21 protein-coding genes are annotated in these 17,387 nt (G+C 69.9%); 1 reads left to right on the forward strand and 20 read right to left on the reverse strand.

Annotated features, from left to right (window positions below; all coding sequences use genetic code 11):
- Positions 1–285: 285 nt before the first annotated feature.
- The 5 genes from ACIG0D_RS27140 to ACIG0D_RS27160 form a co-directional block, all read right to left on the reverse strand.
- Positions 286–564, reverse strand: coding sequence for a hypothetical protein (locus tag ACIG0D_RS27140; RefSeq protein ID WP_399805825.1), 279 nt, complete (start codon positions 562–564; stop codon positions 286–288).
- Positions 561–1,595 carry a tyrosine-type recombinase/integrase gene (locus ACIG0D_RS27145; protein WP_399805827.1) on the reverse strand — a complete coding sequence of 345 codons (1,035 nt, stop codon included), beginning with the start codon at positions 1,593–1,595 and terminating at the stop codon, positions 561–563. The genes ACIG0D_RS27140 and ACIG0D_RS27145 overlap by 4 nt, the downstream gene beginning before the upstream one ends.
- A complete protein-coding gene (locus ACIG0D_RS27150) occupies positions 1,592–2,233 on the reverse strand; it encodes a hypothetical protein (RefSeq protein ID WP_399805829.1) in 642 nt (213 codons plus the stop codon). Before ACIG0D_RS27150 ends, ACIG0D_RS27145 begins: the two co-directional genes overlap by 4 nt.
- On the reverse strand, positions 2,230–2,664 hold the full coding sequence (locus tag ACIG0D_RS27155; RefSeq protein WP_399805831.1) for a DUF6221 family protein: 435 nt from the start codon (positions 2,662–2,664) through the stop codon (positions 2,230–2,232). The genes ACIG0D_RS27150 and ACIG0D_RS27155 overlap by 4 nt, the downstream gene beginning before the upstream one ends.
- A gap of 250 nt (positions 2,665–2,914) precedes the next feature.
- A complete protein-coding gene (locus tag ACIG0D_RS27160; RefSeq protein ID WP_399805833.1) occupies positions 2,915–3,073 on the reverse strand; it encodes a hypothetical protein in 159 nt (52 codons plus the stop codon).
- A 191-nt stretch (positions 3,074–3,264) separates the two neighbouring features.
- Here ACIG0D_RS27160 and ACIG0D_RS27165 point away from each other — a divergent pair, with 191 nt between their 5' ends.
- Positions 3,265–3,477, forward strand: coding sequence for a hypothetical protein (locus ACIG0D_RS27165; protein ID WP_399805835.1), 213 nt, complete (start codon positions 3,265–3,267; stop codon positions 3,475–3,477).
- A gap of 326 nt (positions 3,478–3,803) precedes the next feature.
- Here ACIG0D_RS27165 and ACIG0D_RS27170 read toward each other — a convergent pair whose 3' ends face one another.
- From ACIG0D_RS27170 to ACIG0D_RS27240, 15 genes are all read right to left on the reverse strand, one after another.
- Positions 3,804–4,154 carry a hypothetical protein gene (locus tag ACIG0D_RS27170; RefSeq protein WP_399805837.1) on the reverse strand — a complete coding sequence of 117 codons (351 nt, stop codon included), beginning with the start codon at positions 4,152–4,154 and terminating at the stop codon, positions 3,804–3,806.
- A gap of 12 nt (positions 4,155–4,166) precedes the next feature.
- On the reverse strand, positions 4,167–4,523 hold the full coding sequence (locus tag ACIG0D_RS27175; RefSeq protein WP_399805839.1) for a hypothetical protein: 357 nt from the start codon (positions 4,521–4,523) through the stop codon (positions 4,167–4,169).
- Between the two features lie 23 nt (positions 4,524–4,546).
- Positions 4,547–5,485: an N-acetylmuramoyl-L-alanine amidase gene (locus ACIG0D_RS27180; protein ID WP_399805841.1), complete on the reverse strand. Its 939-nt coding sequence runs from the start codon at positions 5,483–5,485 to the stop codon at positions 4,547–4,549.
- A 62-nt stretch (positions 5,486–5,547) separates the two neighbouring features.
- Complete coding sequence (locus ACIG0D_RS27185; RefSeq protein ID WP_399805843.1) at positions 5,548–6,042, reverse strand: hypothetical protein; 495 nt, start codon at positions 6,040–6,042, stop codon at positions 5,548–5,550.
- A 4-nt stretch (positions 6,043–6,046) separates the two neighbouring features.
- Positions 6,047–6,484: a hypothetical protein gene (locus ACIG0D_RS27190; RefSeq protein WP_399805845.1), complete on the reverse strand. Its 438-nt coding sequence runs from the start codon at positions 6,482–6,484 to the stop codon at positions 6,047–6,049.
- An 11-nt stretch (positions 6,485–6,495) separates the two neighbouring features.
- A complete protein-coding gene (locus tag ACIG0D_RS27195; RefSeq protein ID WP_399805847.1) occupies positions 6,496–9,213 on the reverse strand; it encodes a carbohydrate binding domain-containing protein in 2,718 nt (905 codons plus the stop codon).
- Between the two features lie 16 nt (positions 9,214–9,229).
- A complete protein-coding gene (locus tag ACIG0D_RS27200; RefSeq protein ID WP_399805849.1) occupies positions 9,230–12,994 on the reverse strand; it encodes a hypothetical protein in 3,765 nt (1,254 codons plus the stop codon).
- A gap of 76 nt (positions 12,995–13,070) precedes the next feature.
- The gene (locus ACIG0D_RS27205; RefSeq protein WP_399805851.1) at positions 13,071–13,622 is read right to left on the reverse strand and encodes a hypothetical protein; all 552 of its coding nucleotides are present in this window, start codon (positions 13,620–13,622) and stop codon (positions 13,071–13,073) included.
- A gap of 10 nt (positions 13,623–13,632) precedes the next feature.
- Positions 13,633–14,142: a hypothetical protein gene (locus ACIG0D_RS27210; protein WP_399805853.1), complete on the reverse strand. Its 510-nt coding sequence runs from the start codon at positions 14,140–14,142 to the stop codon at positions 13,633–13,635.
- A gap of 7 nt (positions 14,143–14,149) precedes the next feature.
- Positions 14,150–15,136: a phage tail tube protein gene (locus ACIG0D_RS27215; protein WP_399805856.1), complete on the reverse strand. Its 987-nt coding sequence runs from the start codon at positions 15,134–15,136 to the stop codon at positions 14,150–14,152.
- A gap of 2 nt (positions 15,137–15,138) precedes the next feature.
- On the reverse strand, positions 15,139–15,372 hold the full coding sequence (locus ACIG0D_RS27220; RefSeq protein ID WP_399805858.1) for a hypothetical protein: 234 nt from the start codon (positions 15,370–15,372) through the stop codon (positions 15,139–15,141).
- Positions 15,373–15,385: 13 nt separating this feature from the next.
- On the reverse strand, positions 15,386–15,859 hold the full coding sequence (locus ACIG0D_RS27225) for a hypothetical protein (RefSeq protein ID WP_399805860.1): 474 nt from the start codon (positions 15,857–15,859) through the stop codon (positions 15,386–15,388).
- Positions 15,860–16,675 (reverse strand): hypothetical protein, encoded by an 816-nt coding sequence (locus ACIG0D_RS27230; RefSeq protein ID WP_399805862.1) that lies wholly within the window; start codon positions 16,673–16,675, stop codon positions 15,860–15,862.
- A 10-nt stretch (positions 16,676–16,685) separates the two neighbouring features.
- Positions 16,686–16,958: a hypothetical protein gene (locus ACIG0D_RS27235; protein WP_399805864.1), complete on the reverse strand. Its 273-nt coding sequence runs from the start codon at positions 16,956–16,958 to the stop codon at positions 16,686–16,688.
- Positions 16,959–16,969: 11 nt separating this feature from the next.
- On the reverse strand, positions 16,970–17,317 hold the full coding sequence (locus ACIG0D_RS27240; protein WP_399805866.1) for a hypothetical protein: 348 nt from the start codon (positions 17,315–17,317) through the stop codon (positions 16,970–16,972).
- Between the last annotated feature and the right edge of the window lie 70 nt (positions 17,318–17,387).

A 17,387-nucleotide genomic window follows, 5' to 3' on the forward strand; every position in this document is an offset into this window, starting at 1 on the left:
CACGCAGCCGACGCAGCCCGTCCGGCTCAGGGCAGCCGCGGGCCTCCCGTGGGGAGCCGGGAGGCGCGGCGGGCCCTGCCATCCGCAGTAGACGGCAGGGCCCAGCGAGGGGGACCTCACCCGGGGGAGGATGCGGGATCCCGTGCGCGCCACCATGCATCACATCCAGCCACGGCGGTAGATATCGGCCACGGGTTTCTCGCGGCACACAGAAGGCCCGCCGAGACGGGGGATGCTCGGCGGGCCAGGGTCAGCAGTGTGGCGCGAGGGCGTCAAGAGCGGAGGCTACTTGTGCAGCTCGTCCGCTGCATATGTTCCAGTGCTGAGCCACCACAGGAGTGAGTCCCTCTGTTCTTCTGTGATGTGGCCGACCTCGTAGTGGCCTCGTATGAAGTGGCTCATCACCTTGATCGCTACTCGTGCGCTGGTTGCCGTCTCCGGGTCACTCAGCGACTGTCCAGCTTCGATGAAGGCGAGTTCCCAGCTCTCTGCCATCTCTCGCTTGATGCGTGCGTTCGGCTCCTCGCGGAAGAGTTGCACCACGTTGTTCGTGTCGTCGCTCACGCATTCTCCTCTTGCGGGTGAAGACGCTCCCCCAGCCGTGCGGCGAGGGCGTAGGCGGGGTGGTTGTCGAGCTGTCGTCGGCGTCGGTTGTATCGCTGGGTGGTTCGCGGGTCGGAGTGGGAGACGGCGTCTTGGACGTCTTGGAGGGGGACGCCGTTGGCGAGGTTGTCGGTGATGAACTGGTGCCGCAGCGTGTGGGGCTTGATTGTGGCGGCTTGCGGGATTCCGGCCCGTCGGGCGAGGACGCGGAGGTGCTTCCACACTTCGGGCTGGGTCCAGCGGCGGCCGGTCTCGGTGGTGAAGAGGGGGCCGTCGGTGCGGTCGCCGAGGTAGGCGAGGAGCGCGTCGAGGGCGAGCGGCGGCACGGGTGCGGGCCGCTTCTTGCCGCCTTTCTGAGTGAGGGGCAGGGTGCGGTGCCCTCGGTCGTAGCCGAGTTGGTCGGCGTTGAGGGAGAGGAGTTCGTCGACGCGGGCGCCGGTGAGGTAGAGGAGCATGACGAGGGCGTAGGAGCGGGGCGCCCAGTCGCGTGCGGTCTCGATGAGCCGGGTCGTCTCCTCCTCGGTCATGCCTTCGGTGGGGCTGTAGTCGGGATCGACGCGGGGCCGCTTGATCCCGGCGAAGGGGTTCGCCTCGGCCGTTCCAAGCCGCATGGCGTAGGTGTAGAAGGACGCGGCGGCCGAGAGGGTCTGGACGACAGTCGCGTCCTGCGGGAGCTTGCCGTTGCGGGTGGGCGTGTTGGCGACGCGTTTGGCGTAGGCCTCGGCGAGCGGCATCTTCGCGGTGAGTGGGTGGGCTTTGGTGGAGCGGGCGTACTCCTCCCAGCGCCGGAACGCGCGCGCGTAGGCGCGCATCGTGTGCTCGGATTCCTGCCGCGCGATCCAGGCGCCTGCGGCGGTGGGTAGCGGGTCGTGGTCGCCGTAGATGGCGGTGAGGTGGTCGGCGAGTTGGCGGGCTTCGGCGGGCCAGTCGTCGCGGGGGTCGTGCCGGTCGGTCGACAGCTCCGCCGGCGGGCGGGGGACGAGGGTGGTCACGAGTGTCCCCTCTGAGCAGCGGGAGCAGGTCCATTACGCAGCCCGACGTGGTTGGCTAGTTCGTCGCCGGTCATCTTGCCTACGCGGGTCAGGATCGGCAGAGCTGTCATGAGCTTGCCCCAGATTGCGTCAAGCGCTACGTCTGCCAGGTCATGCAGGACGCTGTAGTCGACCTGGCCATCGCCGAAGCCTGGCTGGGGCTCGGGGCCGCAGGCAAAGACGTAGGCCCGGTCGTGAGCAGCGCCGAGTTCGGCCATGGCCGCCAAGTCCGAAGTCCACAAGCCGGTCTCGCGCAACCACCGGTCCTGGGCTCGTTCGCCTGCCACGACTCCCGTGACTCGCGCCATGAGCTCCTGCGGGGTCTTCGTGACGGCTTTGCATGCAGCCTGACCGCCCGGCCCGATCCCCACTCCGAGGTACTGCACATGGAGACCGCTGGCGAGCCACACCATTGCGTGCCCCAGTTCGTGCACAGCAGTGGATGCCCGGCTCTGCTCACCTGTGAGACCTAGAGCCTCGTCGCTGATGTCGCCGCGGATGTCTTCGGAGAGCCGGTTGCGTAGCGGATAGACGCGGCCATCCGACAGGACGACGTCGCGATGCCAGGTAGCCCTCTGGGGCGGGACAAGGGTGCTCACGGCCGCCACTCCTCCCGGTAGCCGGACCGGTCCGCGTAGGGCAGGGCGAGCAGGCGGAGGGTCAGGCAGTTCGACTCCCCTGCCGTGTCATCCCAGGCCTGCGCGGTGGTGCACGACAGGCAGTGTCGCTCCATGTTCGGTCGCCCCTTCGGCTTCCGGGGCAGGTGCTCGCCTAGCACCTGCCGCTTGGCGTCGATCTCGCGCAGCACCCGCGCCGGATCATGCGCCACGAGGTGCCCAACCACCGGGCCCTCAGGCCACCGGATGGCCCGGCCGTCCAGCGCGCCGCCGACCGAAGGGACCACACGGCCGCCGTCGGCAGCGGCGATGCTGCCAGAGGCGTCAGCCGCCCAAGGGCCACTCGGCGCCGCCAGGGCGATCCTTTCGTCCTCGCCGAGCTGGGCGCGCAGCCACTGCACTAGCTCATCCATCCACGGCCTCCATCAGTATGGAATAACTGTCATTATCAACCATAGAGTTGAGTGATCGCCAGCACTTCCGGGCATGACGCAGGGCCCCGCTCCTCGGTGGAGCGGGGGCCCGCGATACGTGTGGGTTATCAAGAGTTGAGACGCGCAACTCGACGCGTACACCTCCTGAGTTAGGAGGCAGTTAGGAAGTCCCCAGACACGACGAAGCGCCCCGCTCCCCTGCCGAAGCAGGAGGGCGGGGCACTGCCGTTCACGCGGGTTCGTCGTCGGGCGGCCAGTCGGGCTCGAGGAACGGGTTGGCGGCCGGGGCGGGTATGGGCTGGGGTTCGGCCTCCCCCAGCTGCACCAGCGACCGCATGTCCGCGGCCGTGTCGTCCCGGCGCGGCTGGAGCGGGATCGGGTCAGGCATGCGTCCTCCTACGGGTATTGGCGGCGGTGCGGGTCCATGGCCGCGGCGAGCGGGCCGGGCAGCTCAGGTTCGGGCTCTCCGCCGGTCTGGCGGCAGGTGTAATGGGTGGAGCCGTCGCCGTCCGGAGTGCAGGTGTAGGTTGCGCCCCGGTACTCGAACGTCCAGCTCGATGGCGCTGGGCCAGGCGGCCCTTGCTCGCCCGGCTCTCCCTTCTCGCCGCGCTCGCCTTGCGGTCCGGCGGGTCCGGGCGGTCCGGCTTCGCCCTGCGGTCCGGGAGGTCCGGCCTCGCCGGCCTCGCCGTCGGCGCCGTCCGCGCCTGGGGCTCCATCTGCTCCGGGCTGCCCCGATGGGCCTGGCTCACCGGGCCGACCGTCTTCGCCTGCTTCGCCTGGCCGGCCGGGTGAACCGGACGGACCCGGACGCCCTGGTTCGCCGGACGCGCCGGGGCCACCGGGCTCTCCCGGTTCCCCCGGGTCGCCCTTCGGTCCGCGCACGGACTCGCCTGGCTCGCCACGTGATCCGGGCGGCCCAGCCACCGGGTTCCCTCCCAGGCGCTGCACCTGCGTCGCCAGCGCGTCCCGGGCCTCGTTGGCGGTGCGCAGGTCGCGCGACAGCAGCACCACGTGGATGGCGAGCCAGCCGAGGAAGGCGACGACCAGGACCGCGGTGAGGCCGATGAGCCATTCGGCGCGCGGCAGCCGGAGCAGGCGGCGCTTCTTGCGGAAGCCGGTCACTTCGCCACCACCGCCCAGATCGCGATCGCGGCAGACAGCAGTCCCAGCAGGACAGGGATCACTGCCTGGTACAGGCGCTTCTGCCTCTCCTGCTCTCGCCGATCCCGTTCCGCCAGTTGGTACGCCTCGAAGGCGTTCTCCAGCGCGTCACGCGCGTCCGCGACCTTCTGCAAGTCCTGCGACAGGGCGGTGATGCGCTGGTCGGTGTAGGCGGACTGGAGCGTGTAGACCTCGGTCGACACCACTTTGTCCAAGCGCTGGTTGATGCCTTGGCCCATGGCTTGGATCTCTTGGCGGAGGGCCGCGACCGCGCGCCCGAGTTCGCCGACGCTCAGCTCGTCGGGCACGTGCTACTCCGATCAGACGCCCCGCGGGCCGGCAGGTGCGGACGGGCTGGACGGGGTGACCTGCACCCGGGTCAGCAGCGTGAGGACGGCTAGGACCGCGGTGTTGATGGCGCCGACAGTCTCCTGACTGACCTCGTAGCCGAACGTGCCCACCAGGACGGCGCCCGCGGCAACGACGGTCGTGAAGGCCTGCGGGGCGATGGGCCGGGTCATCGCGGCGGCGATGGCGCCGAGGATGGCGGTGGCCGCGCCGACGATGGCGCCGGCCATCTCCGCGGAGAGCGGGGTCACGCCGATCGACACGATGAGGCCGAGCACCGCAGACACGGTGTTCAGGACGACGACCGGCTCTCTACCGAAGATCTTCATGGGCGTTCCTGACTAGGAGGTGGTTAGGAGGTGACGGTGAAGCCGTACTTGTCGCCGAGGCGGGTGAGGCTGGTCTTGCCGGGGATGCCGTCGGCGTCGCTGCCGCGGTAGCCGAGCTTGCGCTGCCAGGCGGCGTAGGCGGCGATCGTGCTGGTCCCGAAGTGACCGTCGGAGAACCGCTTCGCCAGCAGGCCGGCGTCGACGAGGGCGGCCTCGACCGTGCGGACGCCGCTGTACGTGACCGGCGTGCCCTTGGCGGCCGGGTTGGACTTGGCTGCAGCGACCAGCCGGGACAGGTCGACGACCGGCTTGACCGGCTTGGGCAGCGGCTTGGGCGCCGGGGGCTTCGGCGCGCTGGGCGTGGCCCCGGCGAGCCGGGCGGCTACGCGGCTGAGGATGTCGTCCCAGTCCATGCCGGGGCCGCGAGGGTCGATCTTGCCGGGCTGCCAGTCGAGGTGCCGGATCGCGGAGCGCGCCGACCAGTCGTGGCGGCGGCAGATCGCCGTGATGGCGCGGACGATCGCCTCGATCTGCTCGGCCGGCCATGGGTCCTTGCCGTCGCCCATGTTCTCGCACTCGAAGCCGTAGAAGTGCCGGTTGCCGTCGACGGTGGCCTCGTTGTCGGCGGGCGCGGCGCGCTCGGCGATGACCGCGGCGAGGACGTCCGGGTCGCCGAGGCCGGCGTGGTTGGCGCGGCCGTAGCCGACGAGGTAGACGGTGCCGTCCTTGGTGATGACGCCGTGGCATAGCGGGCCGGGCAGGGTGCTGTGGCCCTTGCGGCACAGCTCGACCGTGGTGGCGCTGCCCCGGGTGACGGTGTGGTGGATCATCACGCCGTTGACCGGGCCCCACGGGCCCTTGCTGTTGCGGTTGTGGGTCTCCCAGTTGCCGACCTCGACGACGTCGAGGCCCTCGTCGCGCAGGCAGTCGAGGAAGGCGGCGGCGGACATGGGTGTGGCCAAGGCGGGCTCCAGGAACGAGAACGCCCCGGCCGGTGGGCGCGGGGCGAAGAGGCGGGGTGGGGTCAGGACGCGGCTTCGTACATGAACGTCAGCCGTATCTGGGCGCCGGCGGACAGCGTCTCGGGCGTCGTGGCGTTGAAGAACGCGGCACGGGTGTCGGTGCTCGTCGGCGGGAAGAACGCCGAGCAGTTGGCGGCGCCACTGCTGATCACGATCTGGCCGAGCCATCGGTTGGTGTGGAGCAGTTGCGCCGTTCCAACGACCGCAGCGCCGCCGCTGGCGGCCGTGACCGGCAGGCTCCAGTTGTAGGAGCCGGACCCGTAGGTGGTCGTGGATCCGGTGGTCAGGTGGATGACGACGAACACGGTGCGGCCGATCTTCATGTAGCGGCCGACGAGGGTTCCGTTGCCGAGGCTGGGTGCGGTGCTCGATGTCCAGGTCGGCGTGTACGACGTCCAGGCCGCGAACATCGAGTTGAACTGGTCGCGGATCTCTTGGTTCTGAAGGGCCGCTGTGACGACCTCACCGACGACCCACGTGCGGGGTGCGAACGTCACGGCGCTACACCTCGCTCAGCGGGCCCGGCTCGGGCACTGGGTCGGCTGGCGGCCGGTCCGGGTTGGCCGGGTCGTCCGCGTGCCACCAGTTCCGCAGGGACGGCTTGAGATGCATCAGGCTGGCCTCGACGGCGGCGACGTCCTCGGGGAAGACGAGCGCGCTCCAGCCCCAGAGGCATTCGACGCACGCGTACCGCGGGTCCGCCGGCGAGACGACCTGCGCGGATCCGCAGCTGCTGCAGTCGGCCACCCACCGGTTCTGGTTGATGCGGGCGTAGTACGACTCTCCGGTTTCGCCCTCGGGCGGGATGACGCGGCGGCCGGTGCGGGTCTCGTACCACCGCCAGACCAGCTCGGCCGGCGGGACATCGGCCCAGGCGTCCGCGGGCATGGTCGGCGGCGGCAGGTAGAACGTCTCGGCCCGCAGGATGTCGATGGCCACAGCGTCCCCTTTCAGTAGGCGAGGCGGGTGGTGGAGCCGAGGACGGAGTAGACGGGGTCATCCAGGACCCAGACGGCGTCGGTGTCGGCCCGCGAGGTGTGGAAATCCAGGTGGTGCTGGCTCAGGCTGATGCGCTCGGTGTAGCCCTCGATGGTGAGCGTCGCCGTGGAGGCGGGCGCCTGGGCGGGCAGCTCGGTGATGGTGATCGCCGTGGACACGTCGGCGGTGAGCAGCGCCCGGTAGGTGGCCAGCGGCAGGGAGTAGGCCTCGACGGGAACCTGCCGGATCTCTGGCGGCGGATCGCTGTAGCGGGAGACGAGCCAGTTGATGGCGTCGGCGGCCGAGTTGTCGTTGTCCTTGAACAGCGTCAGGTCGCGCGACTTCACGCCGTAGGTGTCGATGGAGGCCTGGTTGTAGGCGCGCTGGGTGGCGCCGCCGACCCGACTCCCCGTCGAGTCGTTGACCAGCTTCTGGTCGTCATCTGCGTACCGGACGCCGTCCGTCTCCAGGTCGGCGTAGACGAGGGACACCGCTGAGGCTGGGTTGTAGCGCAGGTCCCGGGACTGGAACAGCAGGGACGCGCTCGCGCGGGAGGCCAGCAGCTTCCCGGACTCCGTCGTCTCGACCTCCCGCATGTGCTCCAGCGCGGAGCGGCCCAGCTCGGCCTGGGACGCCATGCCGTCGAACACCGTGCCCTGGGTGGTGATGCTCAGGCCGGCGTAGGAGGCGAGCCGTGTGAGCCGTTCGTCCGCGCCCTCACCCACGTGGGCGGTCGTGCCGGTGATCCGGTGCGACGCGAGGTCGGCCGTGGTCACCGACCGCAGGTAGACGGCGACGTGGGAGATGCTGCCGGACCACAGGCGCGCGTTCCGGTAGCCGCCGATGCTGAGCACGCGCAGCCCGTCACCGGCCGCCATGGGCTGGTTGTAGGTGACGCCGTCGACGACGACATCGCTGGTCAGCTCGTCGTAGATGACGTGGTGCAGGCGGCCGTCGGCCAGGTTGGGCGACCCGAAGACGTAGAGGGTTTCGTTGAGCCCGTTCTGCGCCTTCTCCAGGGAGATCTCCCCGCCGGAGTCCAGGAGCATGACCAGCTTGGTGGCGTTGTCGGATGAGGCGAGCGCCAGCAGCACGCGGCCGGTGACCGAGGTGGAGAACCAGACCTCGATTCGCGCCCGCCAGCTTGTGTTGGCGTCCTCGAAGGTGGGCCCGAGGTTGCCCGTCAGGTACTTGCCGACGGTCGACGAGGAGGGTGTGAACACGGGCGCGGGAAGCTCGTTGGGTCCGGTACCGGCGGCGAACTCCAGGGTGCCGCCGGATCCTGCCGAGGTGACGGCGAGTGCGCCGACGCCCGCGGTGCCGGACAGGTCGCCGGCGCTGGTGCTGCCGGATGCCTCGGTCAGCGGGAAGTACACGGTCGGCCGGTCCAGTAGCACCTCCTGGACCAGCATGGGCTTGAGCTGCTTGGCGAGTGCCGCCCAGGTCAGGACGTCCGTGCAGGTGATGCTGACCTCGGAGAACAGGCCGCGCCAGTCGACGGGCCACTGGTTGACCGTGCCGTAATAGCGGGCGTGGATCTGCGCGCCGTCGAGCGGGGTGTACGCCGACGGCGTGGCCCCTTCCTCCGCCTGGGCCGCGTCCACCCACACCTGCTGGCCGGCGGTGGGGGTGGTGACCGGCTGGAGGCGCAGATCGTGCGACGCTGCGGTCGCGGTCCACGTCACCGTGATCCGCTGCCAGGCGCCCGTCACCGTGCTCGCGGCGCCGCTGACGAGGCCCGCGATGCGCAACTGCACCGCCGGATGTCCGGCCGGGACCCATACCCAGGCGCTCGCGGTGTACGTCGTCCCGGACGCGAGCCCGCCGACGGTCGTGGCGGCGAAGGTTCCGGCCGCCGCGGGCCACGTCACCAGGAGACTGGCGACGCCCTCGTAGACGCGGACCGTGGACCGGCTCAGAGTGGGCGACCCGGAGCTGACCCAGCCGGAGATGTCGGTCTCGAAGGAGGAGTTGCCGATCAGGTTGAGCGGCAGCGGGCTGCTGCCCTCCCACACCTGAACGGCGTCGATCCACACCTGGTGGCCGGACGTCGGGGTGGTGAAGGAGCGCACCCCGAGCACGTGCTGAGTGGCGGTCGCCGTCCAGGTCACCGTAATGCGCTGCCAGGTGTCGGTGAGCGTCGAGGCAGCGCCGTCGGCGATGCCTGCCACCCGCAGGTGCACGTGCGTGGCGCCCGCCGGGACCCACACCCAGGCGCTCGCGGTGTAGGTGGTGCCGATGTCCAGGCCGTACACCGTGGTCTGGGCGGTCTGCCCGCCCACACCGACACCGCCGAAGGTCAGCAGCAGCGACTGGCTGCCGACCTTCGCGCGTGCCGAGGACTGGGCGATCGTGGGGGTCGCGCTCTTCGACCAGTCCGTCAGCCCGGTCTCGAACGACGGGTTCGTCACCAGGTTCCGGCCGGCGGAGACGGCCCGGATCCTGATCGGGACGCCCTTCTTGACGTTGGGGTAGTAGGCGCCCGTCGTCCGGCCGGGGGTGAACCGCCCATCGCTGTTGTCGAGAGACAGGGTGGCCGTGCCGGGCTGTGTGTCGGACAGCTCGTCCTGCGCGCCCCGGGTGATGTCGATCCCACGGGCGAGGTTGACGTACTGGGTGATGTCCGTCCACGCCGGTGACGCTGAGGCCAGCGTATATCCGAAGGCGACCTCCACGATGGGACGCGTCACCGGCCCCTCCCTTCTGTCAGGCGAGACCGAGGGCGGCCCCGCCGTTGGTCCGCTTCAGGTCCAGCAAAGTGGTGCGGATCTCCCGGCCGATCGCGATGCGGTCGGCTGTGGGCGCCACCTCGACGGTGACGTAGAAGTTCATCCCGCCGCGGGTGCCGGTCACCGCCGCGCGGCCGATGACCGGCCGGGTGGAGGCGACCCGCTGGCTGACGACGCCGAGGGCCTGGTCGACGGCGGGCAGCGCCTCGGTGAGCCCGCGGGCCAGGCCCTGGGTGGAGAAGGCGCCGATCTCCGCCATGACCCTGCTGGGGCTCTTGATGCCGAGCGCCTTCTTGATGCTCTTCTGCATCGCCTTGGCGATGCCCTCCATGAGCTTTTCGATGTCCTTCTTCTGGCTCGTCAGCCCGGTCAGGAAGCCATTCGCGGCGTTCTTGCCGGAGTCGTAGAGGTGGTCGGCTCCCTTGTTGCCGAGCTTCTTCGACTCGCTGTCGATCGCGTTCTGGGTCTTGTTGATCGAGGTAATCGTGGCCTTGTCGGCCCCGGCGAGGGCGGAGGCGTAGGCGTAGCCCGCCTCGGGTCCCATGTTGAGGATCTGCCGCAGCAGGCCCTTGGCGAGGCCGCGCTTGGCGAGGATGTCGATGTACTTGGTGAACTGCTTGATCTGCGCGAGCTTTGACGCGAGCCCGGCCTTGATGCCGCCGGCGGTCACCTCCTCCGGCTGCATGCCGAGCGCGGACAGGGACGACTGGTCGCGCGCGGTCTTGGTGACATCGGCGGCGAAGGACTTCGCCTCAGCGATGCGCTTGGCGATCTTGTCGCGCTTGTCGGCGGCGTCGAGCAGCTTCTTCGTCTGCTTGTCCACCATCGCCAGCAGCGATGACTCCTTCTTGCCGGAGAACGCCGACTTGATGTCGGTGGCCAGATCCTTGGCCACCGCCTTGATCTTGTCCCGGCTGCCGGTGAGGCCGTCGATGAATCCCTTCCCGACGTCCTTCGCCAGCGCCTTCGTCTTCTTCGACGGAGACGCGATCTGCAGCTCCTCGCGGATGCCTGCCGTGACGGCGGCGGCCATCGCGCGGGCGCCCGCGCGGACTCCGGACGTCGATCCGGTCATGCCGACGATGAGGCCCTGACCGGCGGAGGCTCCCGCCTCGGCGCTCGGCTTGATCATCGACATGGAGGTGCGGTGATCGAAGATCCGCTCGGTGCCGGTGAACTGCATCAGCTCGGGGCCGTTCTCACCGACCCAGGCGATTTCACCCGGCTTCGGCCGGCCGCCGCTGGCGTACCCCTTGGCGTGCCGGTTCTGTCGGCCAGCGGTGCCCTCCAGACCGAGGGTCTGGTGCACGGTGGTGACCGTGACGGTCTTGCCCCGCAGGTTGTCGATCGCCCGCTGGATCGCGCGCGCCTGGGCCGAGGCCAGATCCCGCGCCCTCAGGTCGATGGTCTTCGACTTCAGCGCGTCCCGGGCCCGCTGCACCGCGGCGATGTTCGACTTGGCCGTGCCGGTCTCGGCGATGACCTTGAACCGGCCGTCCTTCATGCGCTCGACCCGGAACCCCAGGTCGCGCAGCAGGGAGATGGCGTCGCTGGTCAGCGCCTTGACCTTGACGGACTTCGCGCCCGGCGTCTTGCGGATGGCGGAGATGACGGAGTCCAGGCTGCGGACCGCGTCCTCGGTGCGCATCTCCAGGCGCATCTTCGGGCTGGGCATCTTCAGCAGCTGGTCGGCCAGCCGAGCGGCTTCCCGCCTGTTGCCGGTGATCGCGGCGATGTTGTCGACGAGGGTCTTTCGGCCTTTGTCGTAGATCCCGGCCACCGTCTCCCAGGTCGCGCCGTTCTCGCGCGCCTTGGCCGCGGCGTCCTGGGTGGCCGACGCCATCTGGCTCAGGGCGTCGCGGTTGGCGCGCCCCTTCTCCGTGCCGACGTCGAGGGTGGCGCCGTTCTCCCGGATCGACTTGGTGACGTTGTCGACCGCTTCCTCGAACTTCGTCTGCGCGTCGAACGCGCTGCGGCTCGTGTCAGAGAGGGCCTGGATCGACTGGCGCAGTCCGTCCGCGCTGGTCTTCTGGGCTGCCAGCTTCTCCTGCACGGACATCGCCTGCCGACCGAACAGCCCTTGGGCCTCGGCCGCCAGCTGGGCCTCGAACTTTGCGTCGGCCAGCGCCGACTTGTAGTCGCCCAGCTGGCTTGTGAACGCGCTGGTGTCCCGGCCGCCCTTGCCGTACTCGGCAGTCAAGCGCTTCAGCGCGGCTGCCGCCAAGTCGGCCTGGCCGTTGGAGACGAGCCCGGCGAGCGCCTTGTCGATGCTGTCGATGTTCTCCTTGGCGTCCTTGACCGGGGTGGAGTCCCAGTTGCCGAGGCCGCCGAGGGTGACGATGAACTGCTGGACCTTGTCGGTGGTGCTGGGGTCGGTCAGGGCGGACACCTTGCCGTGCAAGTCGCCCAGATCCTTGCCGAAGTGTCCGGCCAACTCGCCCGTCACGGCGCCCGTGGCGCCCAACTGCTTGAGCGAGCCGGTCAGCTTGTCAACGTCGGGCGGTGCCTGCCGGCCGAGCTGAGCCAGCTCGGTCAGTCCCAGCACCAGCAGGCCGATGCCCGTGCCCGCCAGGGCGACCTTCGCTGTGCGGGACAGCGCGGCGATGGCGGCGCGGGCCGCGGCGAGGCGGCCGGGCGCCGCAGCCGCGGCCGTGTTCATCGCGACCAGCGAGGCACCGAACCCGACGAGCGCGGTCCGGGCCGCGGCCATTCCGAGCGCCGCCGCCTTCGTCAACTTCAGGGCAATGGCCAGCTGCAGGAACAGCGCGATCGCTCCCGGGGGGACGGCGGCGACGATGTCCGCGAACACCTTGATGACGCCCAGCAGGCTCACGCCCACGTCGCTGCCCGCCTCCAGGACGGTGACCAGCGCGCTCGCCACGCTGGACAGCGTGGCCGCCACGGTGGGCCCCTGGGCGCGCGCCCAGTCCATGAAGCGGCGGGCGTTGCCGCCGACCTCGCCGGTCTCGGAGATGCGCAGCAGGTGGACCAGGCGGTCGTTGACGCGCTGCATCGTCGAATCGGCGAATTCCGTGAACCGGCGGTTGGCCCGGTCGAAGCCCGGCATCGCCATCTCGCCGCCGAGGATGGTCATGAACCGGTCAGTCTCGCCCGATGCCGCCTTGACCAGGCCGGTCGTCTTGGGCAGCAGTTCGTTGGCAAGGGCGACGCCCTTGGTGAAGGGCTCCATCGTGTCGCCGGCCAGGCTGTCGGACCAGTCCTCGTAGTTCTCCTTCAAGTCTGCGACGGCCGCCGCCGCGCGCCGGGTCGGTGCGGGCATGTCCGCAATGGCCCGCTGCAAGTCCAGCTCGGCGGCTGCGGCTTCCTTCGAGGCGGCCCCGTTCTTGGCGACAGCGTCCGCGTGCTTCTTCTGCGCGTCGGAGGCTTCGCCGAGCTTGGAGATCTGCGGGCCGAGCGCGGCGCCCATCGCGCCCAGCGCGACGGTGACCGCCCCGGCGCCGGCGGCGATCGGCGCCAGCGACGCGGCGGCGGGGATCGCAGCGGGCGCCAGCAGCAGCGACGCCTGCCGCAGCGCAGTCAGCGCCTTCCTGCCCGCGGTGGTGTCCCGTTCGAAGCCCGCCAGGTTGCGGGCCGCGTTGTTGGTGAACCGGCGCACGGCGGCGTCGCCACTGCTGGACATCGCCATCAGACGCCGTCCGAGCCGGTCGCTGGCATCGCCCGCCCGGTCCAGGACCCGGGAGAGCTGGTCTCGGCCGACCAGGGTGAAGTCGAGGCGGGCCATCAGTCACCGCCTTCCGCTGCGAGCTGCGTCTGGTGGGCGTCGATCCAGGCGATGAGGTTGTAGAAGTCGTCGACGGTCAGGTCATCGACGGCTGCTGGGGGGATGTGGAGGAGGTGGGCGAAGAGTCCGAGGTACTGGAGTCGGGCGTGCTCGACGTCGGGGTCGGGCTCGGCTCGGACGGCGAGGTCTCCTCGGGGGACGGCTCCTCTTTTGGGGCATCCTGCGCGGTGAGTTCGGCGATCAGCTGGCGGCAGTGCTCCGGATCGTGGGCGGCGTCGGCCAGGTCGCTCAGCGCCTCGGCGACCTTGTCCATGCTGATGCTCGGGTCGCGGGACACCGAGGCCATGACGTTCTCGACCAAGTTGCGGATCTCGGTCTTGTCGTACCGGGTGACCATCTCGGTGACGCCGGGGTCGAACTCGCTGAACCGCAGGGACGGCTGGCTGCGCTTCTTCAGCACCCAGACGATGCCGCGCATCGCGTCCAAGTCCTCGTCCGGCAGACCGGCCTTAATGTCGGCCCACTTCATGTCGATGGTGCGCTGCACGACCGACACCTCGGAGATCCGCAGCGTGGACGCGTCGTACTCCTCGGGCTCGCCGCCAGCCGGCGTATAGATGATGATCACGGGCTTGCTCCTATTCGAGGCGGCGGCGCACGTCGTCGACGATGCGGGCCACCTCTCGCTCCATACGGGGGGTGTGGCGGCGGACGGTGGTGTCCCACCAGGGGGGCTGGGCCCACTGCGTGACCCACCGCCTGCGGTTGCCGAAGACGGGGTGCCGGATCCGCCCGTCGTTGATCGTCTTCGGCATGTTCACGAGGTCAGGCGGCAGAGCGCTGCGGTCGATCCACACGCGGGCGCCGGCCGTGCCGGAGGTTGTGCGGACGCTGATGCGGATCGCCGAGGCGATCGTGGCCCGCAGTGGGCGGCTGGTGGGCGATGGCCCGCCCGGCCGCGTGGTGCGGCCGGGCGGGCGGATGTGCGTCGTCTGGATCGCCGCTTGCAGGTCGGTGCGAAGAGGTTCGGCGGCACGGCGGATCCGGCGCTGCATGGACGCTCGCAGGTTCTCGTGCCCTGCGGCGCGCAGGCGGCGCTGCAGCTCCAGCAGCTGGCCGGTGCCGAGCAGCCGGATGTCCCGGGTCACGATCGACTCACAGAGTGACGTCGGTCGAGATGTACTCGATCTTCGGCTGGTTCGTGCCGTCGTACAGCGCCGTGTAGTTGAACGTGGGCTTGACGACACCGAAGCCGTCCACGGTGGGCGGGCCCTCGTCCAGCTTGACCGCGGGCAACGTGATCCGGAACGTCTCGAAGTGCGTCGCCTCGATAAGCGGGCCGACGAACTCCCACACGACCGACGTCGCGCCATCAGAGGTGTGCAGGTCGTCGAGGATAGTGGCGACGTAGTCCGTCTCGATGCTGCCAGTGATCTTCACCTGGTCGTTCTCGATGGGCTCGGCCTTGAGCGCCGACTGCCCCGCGTAGAACCTTTCGGTGTCCTGCGGGCGCTCCACCTTGCAGGTCATCTTGCGGATGCCGTCCAGCACGGTCTCCGCGCCGAAACTGCCGGCCTTCACCGCCATCTGCCCGAAGTGGAACGGCGACATGTTCGAGTAACTGGCCGCCGCGAGGGTCTGCCCCTCATCGACCGACTTGCCGTCAATCTCGAACGATGCCGTCAACATCTCGCCGACACCACAGGAGAACTCGCCGCTGATCACCTTGCAGCCGAGGAACGTCTTGTCGGTGACGACGCCCGTGGTCAACGGGACACCCTTCTGGATCGTCAGGCTCTTGCCCGCGACGCTGGCCAGGGTGTGGGTCTGCAGGTAGGCGGCGGTCGTGGCCTGCTGCACCGGCGTGACCGTCGTGCCCATCAGGGCCTGCAGCAGCAGCCCCATGGACTTGTTCGTCACCTCCAGGGAGAGGCTGCCGCTGGCCTCCCGGCGCGTGACGACGCGCCGGGAGGCCAGCGCCATCAGGCGGCCGGCCGCGATGCCCGCAGACTGGGCGGTCGTCTTCTTCAGCTGAAGGGATTCCTGTGTGAACTCCAGGAACCTGGTCGGCGCCGCGAAGGTTCCGTAGGTCGACTCGGCGGCGATCCCGATCTGGGCGCCGAGTCCGGATCCGATCGCCATGATCAGCCCTCATCCTTCTGCGGCGCCCGGGCCGCGATGGTCTTCTTCGGGGCAGGAAGGGACGGCTCCGGCCCTTCCTGCTTCGGTTCCTCCACGGCCTCCCACGTGCCGAGCTGACACACGTAGCCGTCGAACCGGTCGTCGGGAACCACGACGACCTCGTCCGGCTGGACAGACCGCCCGCCGAGTTCCGGCACGGTCACCGGCTCCGCGCCGACAAAGCGCACACGCGCCATCTGCTTCTCCTTCTCAGATCCGGGCGTGGCAGGACACCGTGAAACCCAGGGCCACCCGCGCACCCTGGTCGGTGAAGTACTGGCGCAGTGACGCGCGTGTCAGATGCGCCCACAGGACAGCGCCGTTCAGGGTCGGCGCCTCAGGGTTTGCGGCAGTCGCGCGGAGCTCAGCCTCGACGACGCCCAAGATGGCGAAGGCTCGATTCCGCACCTCGGCGAAGCCGTCATCACCGTTCCAGACGTCGATGACGCAGGCGATGGTGAATTCCTCGTCACGGGTGCGTGCGCCAGCTGCGTTGAAGTCCTGGACCAGCTCGGCACTCTGGTCCTCGCCGCCAGACCAGCCGACGGCCAGGAAGTCCTGCGTGGCAATGTCATCTGCCGGTGGCCCGTCGACGATTGTCACGTTGGCCAACGCCGGTGCGCTCGAGGATTCCAGGATGCCGAGGAGGGAAGCGATCGCCGCAGGCAGGGATGAAGTGGTCATCTACCCCACCGCCGGCGGCAGGCGGTCCGGGTCGAGCAGTTGCACGGCCCGGTTGGGGATGGCGAAGCCCAGACCAGGGAGGGGCTCGGTGACGTCGAAGTCCTCGATCCCTCGTTGCGGCCGGCCAGGGCCCTGCCTGGTGCGCCAAAGGTGCTGCAGGATGATCCGGGCCGCCCCGCGGATGTTCGCCGTCACGATCGGGCGTCCCACGACGTACACGAACCGCAGCGGGCCGTACATCAGACCGCCGTCGAGCCGGGTGACGATTCCCGTGGCGCCATCCAGGATTAGATCGTCGACGTTGTACGACGTGCCGCTCGCGGTCGCGGAGGTGACGCTGGTCAGTTCGACCGCCGGCGTCAGCGTCAGTGCCAGGGAGCGGGCGCTGACGAATCGCGCGTTCTCGGTGACCGTGCGCATCACGACGGGGCCGACGAACTGTTCGACCGCCCTGGTGCACGCCTCGTTCCAGTCGCGGATCTCCTCGTCGTCCCGGTCGTCGGTCTTCTTCAGGTGTCGCTTGGCCTCCTGAAGCGAGAGGATCGTGGGCGGTGTCGCCTCGCGGACGTCGAAGGTGTCCGTGTAGGCGTGGGCGGGTCCGGACCACAGCCAGCGCACCATGTGGCGCCCGGGCATCTCGGTCACGTAGTCCGCCCGGTAGCGGCCCGGCGTTCCCGTCTCCACTGGTGCGGGGCTGGCCGTCGTGCCGTCCGGGAGGGTCACGACCACTGTTGCGGTGGTGGCCGCGGTGAGTGTGCCGTCCGGGTTGAGGCAGTCGGCGGTGAGGCGCACTGTCGCGCCCAGATCGAACGGCACCGCTCACCTCCTACTTGCCGCCGCGGCGGCCACGCCTTGGCGACGTGGTGCCGCTGTCGCCTGACGGTGGCGTCAGGTCGCGCTGCTCGCCGGGGGCGGCCGTGGCCGCCTCTACGCGCGGGCGCTGGCTGCCCTGCGCTACGTGCGTCTCGACGTCCTCGAAGAGGTGCGCTCGACCCTTCAGCACCGGGTCGCCGTCCTCGACCAGGTCGCCGGCTCGCACAGATCGCGGCATGCCGTCGACGTAGGCAGTGAAGGACTGGACGGCTCGCTTGATGCTCACAGCGCCACCTCTCAGACCTGGTCGGCGGTGTCGCCGAGGCCGTGCGGGCCGGGCGACTTGGCGCCCTTGCGCGGCCCTACGTCCTCGCGTTCGGCGCGGGCGGCGACCGTCTTCTCCTGGCCGAGCTCCGGGCCGTCGATCTGCTGGGGCTTGGCCGGGAAGCTCTCCAGCTTCGGCCGCTGGTCGCCGCGCCGGTTGTCGAGCCGCGGGTCGATGCCCGGATCGTCGGCGTCGACGGCGAGCTTCTCCGTCGGCTCGGTCTGCTCCTTGGCGCGTGCGGAGCTGGGCGTGTTGGCGGTGCTGGGTGCGCCGGGGGTGGTGTTCGGAGTGGTCGGCTTCTCGGTCGTCTTGTCCGCCATGGCGGAACCTCCCTGGGAGGGATGTGGGCGGTGGGCCGATGCGGGCTCTGTCCGGGCGTACCGGTCAGAG

Source organism: Streptomyces sp. NPDC052773 (genome assembly GCF_044547145.1).
In the GTDB taxonomy this organism is placed as follows: Bacteria; Actinomycetota; Actinomycetes; order Streptomycetales; family Streptomycetaceae; genus Streptomyces.